At 57.5% G+C, this 12566-nt stretch carries 9 protein-coding genes; 2 read left to right on the top strand and 7 right to left on the bottom strand.

Going from position 1 to position 12566, the window contains the following annotated elements:
• Nucleotides 1-105: 105 nt before the first annotated feature.
• Complete coding sequence (locus AABO57_13700) at nt 106-2046, bottom strand: HD domain-containing phosphohydrolase (GenBank protein MEK6286788.1); 1941 nt, start codon at nt 2044-2046, stop codon at nt 106-108.
• Nucleotides 2047-2720: 674 nt separating this feature from the next.
• On the opposite strand from AABO57_13700, the gene AABO57_13695 reads away from it, so the two are divergent.
• Entirely contained in the window at nt 2721-3662 is a 942-nt protein-coding gene (locus tag AABO57_13695) for an acyl-CoA desaturase (GenBank protein ID MEK6286787.1), read from the top strand.
• Here the strand turns inward: AABO57_13695 and AABO57_13690 are convergent.
• Complete coding sequence (locus AABO57_13690) at nt 3639-4619, bottom strand: ROK family protein (protein ID MEK6286786.1); 981 nt, start codon at nt 4617-4619, stop codon at nt 3639-3641. The genes AABO57_13695 and AABO57_13690 overlap by 24 nt on opposite strands.
• Nucleotides 4620-4630: 11 nt before the next feature.
• Complete coding sequence (locus AABO57_13685) at nt 4631-5515, bottom strand: hypothetical protein (GenBank protein MEK6286785.1); 885 nt, start codon at nt 5513-5515, stop codon at nt 4631-4633.
• Between the two features lie 320 nt (nt 5516-5835).
• On the opposite strand from AABO57_13685, the gene AABO57_13680 reads away from it, so the two are divergent.
• Nucleotides 5836-7149, top strand: coding sequence for an NADH:flavin oxidoreductase (locus AABO57_13680; GenBank protein ID MEK6286784.1), 1314 nt, complete (start codon nt 5836-5838; stop codon nt 7147-7149).
• 142 nt (nt 7150-7291) lie between these two features.
• Here the strand turns inward: AABO57_13680 and AABO57_13675 are convergent, their stop codons facing one another.
• From AABO57_13675 to AABO57_13660, 4 genes are all read right to left on the bottom strand, one after another.
• Nucleotides 7292-8176 carry a lipase family protein gene (locus tag AABO57_13675; GenBank protein MEK6286783.1) on the bottom strand — a complete coding sequence of 295 codons (885 nt, stop codon included), beginning with the start codon at nt 8174-8176 and terminating at the stop codon, nt 7292-7294.
• 19 nt (nt 8177-8195) lie between these two features.
• Entirely contained in the window at nt 8196-9920 is a 1725-nt protein-coding gene (locus tag AABO57_13670) for a peroxidase family protein (protein ID MEK6286782.1), read from the bottom strand.
• 201 nt (nt 9921-10121) lie between these two features.
• The gene (locus AABO57_13665) at nt 10122-11057 is read right to left on the bottom strand and encodes a threonine/serine dehydratase (protein ID MEK6286781.1); all 936 of its coding nucleotides are present in this window, start codon (nt 11055-11057) and stop codon (nt 10122-10124) included.
• A 421-nt stretch (nt 11058-11478) separates the two neighbouring features.
• A complete protein-coding gene (locus AABO57_13660; protein ID MEK6286780.1) occupies nt 11479-12480 on the bottom strand; it encodes a transglutaminase-like domain-containing protein in 1002 nt (333 codons plus the stop codon).
• Between the last annotated feature and the right edge of the window lie 86 nt (nt 12481-12566).

Genomic DNA, 12566 nt, shown 5'->3' with positions numbered 1-12566 from the left:
GCGTCGGGTTGCCTTTCTTGTTTTGACTAGATGGGGACTGGCTGGCGCAGACCCAGTCGAGCGCTCGATGTAAAGGCGATGGCGGTACGCAATGGTCTTCAGAGGCTAACGTGCGGATTTCTTTTCGCCGACGATGATGTGGCTTCGCTGGCCGCCTGCCACTTCAGTCACATCTTTTGAATAGGTCGTGCTCACCGGCCGGTATTCTTTGATCAGGTCAATTATGTCGAGGGACGTCGTCGCTAATCCTAGTTCCTGATACTCGATCGCCCAGGTCTTGAAGTGCGGGGCGAGTCTCAACAGCCGGTCGATCGACGCGAGATATGATTGCTTCGACTGAGGGGCCGTCGCGAGCCTGGTTCCGCGATCCGCTTCATCAGGCGTCGACCCGCTAATCCACGACTCGCGCCACTCCGATCTTGCTTCCGCGCCTCCGCGATCGTGATGTGAGGGAGGCAAGCTCAGGTAAAGCAGGTCCGCTCGCGCGCGCTTAATGAAGTCCTCGGCCGGCTGATTGAAGCTGCGATTCTGTGGTTGACCCGCAGGACCCGCGAAAGCGCGGCCGGCCAATCGCCAGAACACCGTCGTGAGCGGGCGCCTGAGATCGAGAGTCTCTTGATCAAACGAAAGCGCGTAGTCTCCAGTGTGAAACCCGAGAGTCAAAGCCTGCGCGCGCGTGAGCTGATCATCCAATAAGTCGATATTGCTTCGCAGATTGTCCATCCACCACGCGTCGGTCTCGCTGAACCAGCGCCGCAAGCCGGGGTTCGCCAGTCTCACTCGCGGAACGTAAACGTCTTCAAGTATGCGAGCGATGGTGTCTTCGCCGAGCGGTTCGGTGGCTTCGACCGTCGCTTGCGCGACAGTTCCGGCCCAAGCGCGTGGATCGTTCACAAAGATGAGCTTGCCCCACGCTTTCAGGTACCAGTCCAACCGCGCCTGGTTCCAGAAGGGAATCGCGATCGAGCGAAACTCGATCTGTTGCAGCACGCTTGCCTGAAATCCTAGGAGCGTTTTCTTGTTGTAGTGAGATCCTTGCCACCCGCCCCATCGCGGCGAATCGCGCCCGGCAGCATCAATTGATCGCGCGCGCGACAACAGCATCTCGCATGGAGGAAGAGCACGAGGTGTCTCGCGATCTGCCGGCCCGGTTGGCGTAACGATCTCCGTGGTATGCGTGCCGCCGAGTGTTGGCTCGGACGGGTGGTATTCGCTTCGCACGTGAGTCGTGTTAGCGATCGCTTGCACACCGGCGCTCGTCGGTTCGACAGAATGCGAGTCGGAGTTGATGCCGGCGCCGGAGATCGGGTCAGCGACGGTCAGATCGCTTGAGGGCTCGGGCGCAATCAACACCGAAGCCAATGATTCAGCAGCGGGCGATTCCACAGTGGCGGGTTGATCAGGAAGGGGCGACCGCCCGGTCTCGCTTGTAGCCGCCTCGACGCCGTGCGCGGGGAGCGGCTCGCGCAACTCATTCAGCAACGCCAGCAGCGCTGTGACTACGTACGGATCGCACTCTATGCCGGCCGATGATGTGAGCGCTTCGAGGGCTTGCTGCTCGTCGAGCGCGGCGCGATAGGGTCGATCGGAAAGCAAAGCCGCGTAGAGCTCAACCGCTCGCAGAATTCGCGCGCCGATGGGAATGTCTTCGAACGCGAGCATGTCAGGATAGCCCGATCCGTTCCACCACTCGTGATGCCAACGCACGAGCAACTGCGCGTGACGCATAGCATCGCGTTTTTGCATTTGCTGCTCGCCGATGACCGGATGCCTCCACACGTCAAGGCGCGCTTCGAAGGTCAGCGGGCGCGGAAGCGAAAGGTAAGTGGGAGTGGGAGACATCGCATATAAGCCGATGTCGTGGAGCATGCCGGCTTCAGCGATCGCGTCAACGTCGGGCGCCGTGAGTCCGAATCTGCGAGCCAGATGGGTGGCAAGCTCGGCTATCAGTCGAGAGTGCGGACGGGTGTATTTTTCGAAGCTGTCTATTCGGTCGGCGAGCCGGTTGATGATTTCTTCGCGGGTCTTACCCTTTGCCGTCTCCACGCGTCCTCCTGCGAGTGCTCGACTGTAACGTACAGCCTAACTATGACCGAGTCAAGGCAGGCACTTTCAGGGGTGCGCGTCAGGTTTTCGCGTTGCGTGGAGTTCATACCCACCGCTTCGCGAGTGGGTACGCGCGAAAGTCTGACGCGCCCGCCACTTTCAGAGATGTTTGCGGAAATGGATAGGTCTGACTGGCTTGTTTATCTGATCAGAGGCAGGCGCGACCGCGTGCGATTGGACCAACCTGATTCATTGCTGCTGCCCTGGCTTAGGTCCACGCATTAGGCGGCCGCTTTGCTTAGCTTTTGCTTAATAGGGCACGCTGGCTGAAGCAGGACTCACACCAACCATACAAAACGCCGTCGATTAAGTGGTAGGCGACGGTGCGCTCCTCTGCGATATGTTGGTGGCATTGTTTGCATTCCCACGTGTGCTTGCAAATCCCGGCTACTTGTTCGAATAAGGCCATTTTCGTTTATGGTAGCTTGCTGCGCTACCTCTCCCTTAATCAGGTTCTCTTGCTCAATAGCACAACTAATGAGTCTGTTTGGATAGGTTCAAACGCCGCTGACTGGCGATAGTTCCACCAGTGTCTGTAGTCATTTGACCCGTAGTCATTTGACCTTCCGGTCGGCCTCAAGAGTTGCTAAGATACTACGGCCCCAGGAGAGCTGATGATCGAGATAAAGACAGTACCGCCTTCGACCCGGACGAAAGAATTACCATTTACTAAAAAGTTCGACACCCACCTACCGCTCGCCGAAGAACCTCGCGAGCATCGAAAGGCTGCCCCGAGTGTTAACCCAAGAATCAAGAAGTCAGCCAAGCTCATACCGTTCGTATTGATGCATCTCGCGTGTGTCGCAGTGGTGTTCGTAGGGATCAGTCTTCCGGCGGTGCTGGTTTGCATTGGCCTCTATGCGCTGCGCATGTTCGCGCTGACGGCCGGCTATCATCGCTATTTTGCGCATCGCACATTCAAGACCAGTCGCGGCTTCCAATTTGTGTTAGCGTTGCTGGGCACGATGGCAGTTCAAAAGGGTCCGCTGTGGTGGGCCGCGCATCACCGCAGGCATCACAAGTACAGCGACCAGGAAGGTGACATTCACTCGCCGGTGCAAGAAGGATTCTGGTGGTCGCACATCGGCTGGATAGCCAGCCCCAAGTTCGACCCTACTGAATGGGACGCGATCAAAGACTTCGCGCGCTACCCTGAGCTGCGATGGCTTAACAAGTTTCACCTCGTTCCCCCAATCGCGCTGGCGGTGCTTTTGTTCGTGTTGGGCGGAGGGCAGTGGCTGGTATGGGGCTTCTTCGTCAGTACTGTTGTTTTGTATCACGGGACGTTCTCGGTCAACTCGCTATCGCACATCTGGGGCAGCCGAAGGTTCGCGACAACGGATCAAAGCCGTAACAACTTCTTGATCGCTTTGTGGACCTGCGGCGAAGGCTGGCACAACAATCATCATCACTACATGTCGTCTGTGAAGCAGGGCTTCTACTGGTGGGAAGTTGATGTCAGCTATTACATATTGAAGGTGATGTCGTGGATTAGATTGGTGAGCGACCTGAGGGTTCCGCCCAAGCATCTACTAACCGAGGCGCGCGTCAGCTAGCGCCTCTCGCGCGAGCATACCAGCTCCGATCACTCCGGCGTCGTCGCCCAGCCCGGCGCCGATTATCTTCACATTCTTTGTGTTGATCTCGAACGCAATGTCACGAGCCGCCCGCTCGATGCGATCGATGAAGTCCTCTCCGAATGCTTCGACGACACCTCCGCCGAGCACTACCATCTCCGAGCCGACCACATTGAGCAGGCTCCCAATGCCGATGCCGATAAACGTGGCCGCCCGATGAACTGTCTTCCTTACAAGCTCATCGCCGGAGTCATAAGCCGATTTCAGATCTTTCCCGGATAGCAGGTCGGTTTCTTGCCTCAGTCGTTTTGCAACAACGCTGCGATGTCCCCGCTTGATCGCTTTTCGGATGTCGCGAGTGATCGCGGTGCGGCTGGCGAGAGCTTCAAGGCAGCCACGGTTGCCGCAGCCGCAACGCGGGCCGCCCGTCTTGACGATTATGTGGCCTACTTCGCCGGCGCCCTTGTTGAAGCCTCGAAAGAGTGCGCCGTTTACTATCAATCCGCCGCCGATGCCTGTCCCGACGAACACGCCCAGCACGTCGTTTACGCCCAGGGCCGCGCCCGCTTTGAACTCGCCGTACACGCCGGCGTTGACGTCGTTCTCGACGATCGCCGGACAGTCGAACTCTTCGGCAATGCGGGGACCCAGCGGAAAATTCTTGAATCCCAAATTCGCGGATTCGATGATGTATCCAGTATCAAAATCGATGGGGCCCGGGGCGCCGATGCCTACCGCGGCAAGTCGTTGGACGGCGATGCCCGCGTCTTCGATAGCTCGATGACCCACCTGCGCGATCGTCGCAAAGACCGCCTGGTCATCGCGCCACGCTCTGGTTTTGGCGCGCGCGCGCGAGATGATACGGCCCTCGGCATCAAGCACCGCGGCCATCACCTTCGTTCCGCCCAGGTCTATGGCCAGGATATGTGATCTCATCCGTCGTTGGATTAGACCACAAAATGGTAGCCGGGGTCGATTTCCTGATGGGCGATCAGAATCTCGTGGATGGCATAAGGGTTCGTGTGGCCGCTAGTGAGCTTGTGTTTGAGGACGTGAAACAGATGTTCTATTCCGGCTGCGTCGTCGATGTCGATATCCGCCACCCACTCATCGCCTTTCACGAAGAAGGTGAGCTGCAAGTTGCCATACTGGTCTCGCGTTTTCCAGCTTCCGGCTTTTTTGAAACCCGAGGGCGGGGTGTGAAGCGTGTCGGGCGCGTCCTTGAACACATCTTCATCCACGCTGTTTTTGGTCTCTTCTCTGAGCTCCCTCGAAACGTCGGCAAAGAAGCGTTCGCTGCGGATCTCGCGTATCTTCTGGATGTACGGCAGAACCGTTTTGCCGTTGCTCAGACGAGTTGCAGCGCACTTGGCGGCGATGTTCAGCATACAGGCTTTGCGCAGGTCATCGAACGCTTGCGCGGTGAAGAGCGACTTCCCAGTCGTACCCTCAAACGAAAACACGTTGTCGCTGTTTTCCAGTATCCTCTGAAGATCATCGGGCAGCCCCGCGTACTCAGGAAACACCGCCGTGACTTTCTTGGGGTCTATTGGAAACACGATCCGCCTCTCGGTGAAGCCGCTTGCCGCGATGGTGACGAACTGATTCACCTGAAGATAGGCTGCCGGATCGATTTCAACCATGTAGAGCCCCTGCGGAACTGCGTGCAGCCCTTTGATTTCGATCCCCTGAGACGGGTCTAGGCCGTTGAAGCGTGGAGAATGACTGAGCACCTGATGGCGCAGCAGCACGTCAACCCTTCCGCCTATTTTCTGTCCATTGAGATCGACCAGATCCAATCGAAGTATTCCCGGTCTGTCGTCTGCGCTCATATCTGATATCCTCCCTTTCGCGCGCGGCCCGTTTTGGTCATCTGCGGCCGCGCGCCGGTTCGTTCCTATCATAAACAGACGGAACTCACTAGGCCGACGATGCAGGCAGGGCAACTTTTCTGAAGCAGTGAATCGTTGTCGCAGGCAACAGAGACGCGCCCTGCTGCTTAATGCCGCTTAATGCCGCTTGATGAATTACTCAAGATTTGTTTTGCGTCTATAGTAGTGGACAAAGATCGGGGAGAAGAATACTTTCGATCTGCCCGGGTAAATCGGTGTTTCAGCTTGCCGGCGACTACTTACGAGGAGGGGTCACGACAATGTGCGCGGATATCTTATTCGAGCCGTTGAAATTCAAGAACCTGACAGTTAAGAACCGCATCTTCCGCTCGAACGTCTCCGGCCGGTTCGACAACTACGACGGCTCGGGCAATCAAGCTCGAATCAACTGGGAAGTGAAGTTCGCGCGCGGAGGAGTCGGGGCCATCATCTCGTCGTTTGTGCCGGTGCAGATGCGCGGGCGCATCGTTCCAAACTACGCGACCATAGATCGCGACGAACGCATTCCGTTCTGGCGCGAGCTTGGCAAGCGCGTTCACGAGCACGATTGCAAGTACATCCTCCAGCTCAGTCACGGCGGAAGGCAGCGTGACATTCAGGGCATCGAGTACCCAAAAGGATTGAGCTCGACCGACAAATCCGAGCCTATTCACGGGTTCCAGTGCGAGCGAATGACAATCGAGCAGATCAACGAAACCGTCAACGCATTCGCCGAAGGCGCGCGCAGGGCCAGGGAAGCAGGGCTCGACGGAGTCGAGTTGCACGGAGCGAACGGCTACCTGATAACTCAATTCCTCAGCTCGGCGATCAACGATCGAAAAGACGACTACGGCGGCCCGCTTGCGAACCGCGCTCGATTCGTGCGCGAGATAGTGCGCGCCATCCGGGCGAAGGTCGGCGCGGACTTTCATCTGCAAATGAAGATCAGCGCTACCGAATACAACAACGCGATGCTTCCATTCGAAGGCAAGGGCAACACCATTGAAGACTCGGTTCAGGTGTGCAAATGGCTCGAAGAAGACGGCGTGGACGCGATACATGTTTCGACGGGCAGCTCATTCCCGCATCCGCGCAACCCTGCCGGTCCGTTCGCGCTCGAAGAGCTGATCAAGACATATGACTCGTTGATTTCGAGCGGCGAGCATACTTATCGAAACTTTGTACTGTTTCGAACCTGGCCCGCGAACAAGCTCTTCCAGCAGAGATGGAATCGCGCGACCGGCGATCAGATAGAAGGCATCAACTTGCCAGACGCTCGTGCCATCAAACAGGCGGTGAGCGTTCCAGTCATCTGCACGGGCGGTTTTCAAACGGCTTCGGTTATACGAAAAGCGATCAACGACGGGTCGTGCGACGCGGTCTCGATCGCTCGCCCGTTGATTGCAAACAACGATCTTGTGAAATTGTTTGCCAAGGGGCTGGACCGCGCGCCGCAGCCTTGCACCTATTGCAACAAGTGTCTGGTAAACGTGCCGGAAAACCCGCTCGGCTGCTACGAAGAGTCGCGGTTCAAGTCGCGGGAAGAGATGATCGAACAGATAATGTCGGTATTCTCTCCGCCGCCGTTCGCATGACCGGCCTGGGAGCGCAGGCATCCTTGCCTGCATGGCGTTCGCGCGAGAAGCAATTGGAAAGAGAACCGCCGATTGCGAAAAGAGGCAGGCAGGGATGCCTGGGCTCCCAGGTGCGCGCTCCCAGGATGCGCTCCCAGGATGCTCAAACCTGCCGCTCAAGATGAGCGACATAGTTGACCGGCGCATGGTCAGCCAGCGGTTCCGGCGCGTCCGTGAAGAGTTTGTGCCAATCTCCGGAAAAGAAGGGAAGACGATCTCGCTTCAGGCGATCCCGAGCCACCGTATCGTCATCCGGGTTAGTCAGCATACCGCCATCGTGAGTTATATAGTGCGCCTCACCCAGGTGATGAAACGGCAGAGGCGGAGGCACCGTCGTCACAACGTCACGATTGTTGACCACTCGGAAAACTTTCACCCCGGCGAGTGTTTTGGCAAAGTCCTTGTCGCCCACTCGCGGAGATCCGAAAGTGTATAGCGCGCGAGGCTGACGCAAAGATGCCGCCAGCGTAGCCAGCGCCGCCCCGAGACTGTGACCAGTGATGAAGAGCGGACAATCCGAAGGAATCTTGTCATCGATCGACGTGTTGACCTTATCCCAAACCAATTGGAGCGCTTTCGCGAAGCCCTTGTGGACAAGCCCGCCTCTTGACCAATCCTGCGGAATTGCGTTGAAGTCAGTCAGCCAGTCCATCAGGTCATTGGTCCCGCGCAGGATCAGGGCCGCGAACTGAACTCCAGACGAACTCGTGGTTTTGACTAAACCGGCCTCAGTGTTTCCCTCATCGAAGAAGGCCACCTCGTCCAGCTTCACCCCGGCGAGCACCTCTTTCCGGGTGAGCCCTGACCCGTTCTTTACTTCGTCGGCGCCCTGCCGGTAGATCAGGCGACAAAGCTCGGCCAGCCACCATGCATTGACCTTGCTGTATGAAGTTGCTTCGACTTCAAACTTCGTTTGACCTAGCTTGTCAAAGTACCCCGTCGCCTTGCCCGGCTTGAGTAACGCATCCCAACTGTTGTCGAAATTCATAGCAGACCTCCCATACTCATTATTTTTTGGGCCACGGCATGAAGGCATTGTCCACGTTCTCGAGCAGCGGGCCGAGCGCGGGGATATGTCGTCGCAGCACCGTGCGCATGTTGTTATCCTCGATCCACTTGAGTCCGACCTTGGTGTAAGTCTTCTCGTTGTAGTCGGTCGTGAAGAAGCGGTCGCTTTGTAAACGCCGGGATGCCATCAGGATGAAAATCCGAAACGCCGTCTCGCTGAAACCGAACCCTTCCGGCAAATCCTCGGCGTACATGCCGACCATCAAGTCCACTTTGTTGATGTCCCCGCCGTAAACACGCCTGATCTCTTCCACCCATTCTTTATTGCTCGACAGCTCTTCGAAATTCTTTACCGGGTCCTTGTCGATCAGCTTGAGAAAGTCGTTGTAGCGCGGGACGCCGCGTTCACGGTCGCGCAGAATATCCACCGCCGCCAGATCAATCGTCGGACCGTCCGTTCGCTCGAGCATTTGCAGAAAACGCGGGAAGTTGTGCAGCCTGATTGCGCCGGGATGCATAGTCCCGAACGAATAGAAGAGATCAGCCATCGACAACCTGGTCATCAGATCGCGCGCCTTACTCGAAAAGACTTCGGGAAACGTATGTTCTTCTACGACCGCGCCGGTCGAAAGAGAGCGAAAGCTGTAGTCGTCCGGCATCAGCGGATGCATTCGATAAACCGCGACGAACTCTTCTGTGATCGAATAGGGCGCGGCGTGATGATCGGCTTTTGACTTGCGGATCAACTCCCAGTTGAGTTCCATGCCTTTAACGACCGTCGGGTGCGCGACAATCGCGCACGTCCACTCGACCGTGTGAATCTTTGCCGTCAACGCAGCGTTGATCAGCCGCGCGCGGTCGAACAACTCCTGGTCGGACCATCCGGGGAATTCCGCGCGGAGGCGGTCGCAGATCGCATTGTGTTCGAGCGTGAACAGCGTGTGAAGCATCGCCAGCCCGACCCACCAGTTTCCGGTTACTCCGGAAATATCTATCCCGGTGTGCGGATCAACCGGGAGCAGGTTATCGCCCCCAAGCTTGAGCTTGCCGTCGACACCCAACCGCACTTTCGTTTGGGTCTCGAGATCGCTACCGTAAATCTGCGAGCAGTCCCACCAGTGCGTCTCGGTGTTGGCAAACGTCGGGACTGGATTGGTGGATGCCGGCGGCCGCGTTGGATCGCGTCGAGTGCGGCGCACCATCATCGGGGGCTCCGGCCAGGAATCATCGCTGCTAAGAGGAATCTGTATTTGATTCTCCTTCTCGTTGCTTCCGTGGCTCATCCAGTCGTGAACCTCGAACTGGATCCACGCGGCCGCCAGAAGGTTGAGCGTCGTGGCCGGCTGAAATTCCTTACGCGTCATAAGCTCGAGGCTAACGGTTCGGGGGTTTGGCGTGAGCAGCGAGCCCTGGTCGGGAATCACCCGATCGAGCGGAACGTTGCGACCGAAGCGGGAGCCGGCGCTTCCCATCCTCGGTTGGCTCAAGTCGTTGTAGGTCCCGTCGATTGTGCGCGACATGCGCTGACTCGTGCCCGGCTTGCCCAAAGGAGGCTGATCAATGGGTTCAATCTTCCCTGTGTCGTAGAGGTTGTCCGATCTCAACTTCGCGCGAATGCGGAAGACCCTCGGGAGCCCGAGGAGTAACGGCACCTTGTACCAGGGGATCCACCCGGTAAGGAATTCCGTGACTCGTCCAAAGGAATTCGAAAAGATGTTAGCCATTGCGGTAGTCCTTTCTTGTGAGATCAATCAGCAAGATTGCTTATTCTGCGGGCCAACACAGGTCAGTCGAAACTAACCCTCCCACACGAATAGACGGAACTTGAGGCTGAAATAATGCAAGACTCTCATCCCACGTAGCATAGACTTTAGTCTGTGTCCGGCGATTCTTCTGGTAGCGTGTTTGCCGACACAGACTAAAGTCTATGCTACGCCGTGGGCGAGCGCTTGTTTCAAATGCTCAATCGACGTGTTGCCGCCAGAGCAGACCACCCCGACTTTTTTTCCGGCAAGCTCATCTCGCATCCGGTAAGCTGCGGCCAGCGGGGCCGAGCCCGCTGCTTCGGCGAGCGTGTGCGCACGTTCGATCATCCACACCATCGCGCGCATGATCTCCTCATCGCTGACCAGGATGAATTCTTTCAGGCGCTCGCAGAGAATCGCCTGAGGCAACGCGAACGCGGTGCCGGTCGCCAGACCTTCTGCAACGGTTCGATTCGGCGCTTCGACCAGCCGCTTCTGCCGCCACGACTCGAAAGCCGCCGGCGCCGCTTCGGACTGCACGCCGATGATTCGAATGTTTGGATTGATCGCGTTCGCGGCGATGCAGACACCCGCCGCGCCGCTTCCTCCGCCGACCGGCACGACGATCACCTCGAGTCGCGGCTCATCCTCGAGCATTTCGAGCGCTTCGGTTGCGACGCCCGCGATCAGCAAAGGCTCGTCGCCGGAGTGAATGTAACGATAGCCGTGCCGGCGTGCGAGCTCTTCGCAGTGCACCCGCGCTTCGTCGAATTGCGCGCCATGGAAGATGACCTCTGATCCCATCCCTCGCATCGCGGCGACCTTTCCCGGGTTGGCGGCTTCGGGCACGACGATTCGCGCTTTGACGCCAAACAAACGCGCGGCATACGAGACCGACTGGCCGTGATTGCCAGTCGAAGCGGCGATCACTCCGCGCGCTCGTTCTGACTCGCTGAGTTGAGAGATCAGGTTTATGCCGCCGCGCACTTTGAACGCGCCGATCGGTTGATAATTCTCGTGCTTGATGAAGACCTCGGCGCCGACTAGCTCGTCGATCGCCGGATAGGAATGCATGGGCGTGGGCTGAAGATAGGGCCGGATTCGCCTGCGCGCCATTAAGACATCATGAAAATCAGGGCTTCTCACTCCTTATACCTCACCCGCGGACTAGGCGCGTTCAAACGGTCTTGCGCTCACCATCAAGGCTCAGTCAGCCACTATCCACGCTGGTAACCTTTGCGTCAAGCTCAGGCTACTCTGAGTGCTCTCTCAAGTCTGCCCGGCCCGCCGCCGGGCCGCGTAGTCTTTGGCACAGAGTTGATAGACTTCTTTGAGAACGCCCATTAGTATCGCTCGTCTTTGACTTCGTGCTGGTACAGGATGGCGACCTCGAACACGATCCCGCGGAGTATGCCGTGCTGCTCAAGCCTCTGGGTGTTCTATCCGTTTTCGCGCGTTCCCGTCCTGCAGGAACTGTTCACTTATCGAATTGTCGCGCCCTGCGAAAGCCCCCGGCTGTTGCTGATCGGGGACGATCTCATTTGACTTTGAAGTAATAGAAATGGTGATAGCCCGTGGCGTATATTCCGGGCAACAGCGCCATCCACTGACGGCGGATTTTTGGCTTGAATCTCACAAACAGGTCCTCTCGGATCAGGCCTGGATCGCGCCTCACTTCTCTATAGCTGGCGACGTGCCCGGCCTCGTTTTGGAACTTCACGCCGAAGGTTGGATCATACAAATGCCACTCTCCATCGTAAAAGACCTCGACCACTGCGTGAGTGCCCGGCGGTTGCCTCCCATCACTCAGGTGCACCGCTCTCGTACTGTAGCCACCGATCGTCAACAAGGTTTCCATCGCCGTACTCAAATGTCCGCAATACTGCGAGCCGCGATCGAGCACCCGGCGCGGCGTTCCCAGCTCCCATTGCGTCTCGTCATAATTCAGCTTGCCGGCAACATGGTCGTTTATCGCGCTGATCTTTTCGTCATCGGATTGCTTGCCGGCGGTTAACTCGTCGAACAGCCCTTTGTAGTAGTTGCTGTTCGCGGAGTCAAAATCTTCGCGGGTGATTGAATTGACGCCGGCCAATGATCCAAGCTCAATTTCTGCGCCGCGCCTGGAGTCCAACTCGCCGACGCTGAATACTCCGCTGTCGGGAAAGTCGTCAGGCGCTCGCACCTTGATCAGTTTCCCGTTGAGCTCGTCCTCTGAGATTACGAGTTCATAGCCCGCTCCCGGATACCACATCACATCAGGCAGCACGAATCTTCCATCGCGGCCGGCAAGCGTCGCCCAACCCGAACGCGAGTCGAGTGCCTGGATCTGGGCGCCGGGAGTGTTCACAATTCCAGCTATCGAAATCAGCCGCGGTTGGTGGCCTCGCCATCCAGCCACTTTCATTTCGCTTTTGACGATCGTTCGCTTGAGTGTGTGGCGAACCCGGCCCGCCCACGGCAACCCGGGAAGAAACAGGATCAGCATCAACAGGGACAGGCAGACCAGAAAAATTGACCAGCGCTTCCAGCGGAGCCGCATGAACTGCTTCTACATTATCCAACGGTCAATGGCAACGTGAATCTTCCACTGCATTCCGAGCATCGTCTCGAGCCTGTTGTACAATC

This window comes from Acidobacteriota bacterium (assembly GCA_038040445.1).
GTDB classification, from domain to species: Bacteria; Acidobacteriota; Blastocatellia; order UBA7656; family UBA7656; genus Onstottus_A; species Onstottus_A frigus.
This window is presented reverse-complemented; position numbering and strand designations above follow the sequence as displayed.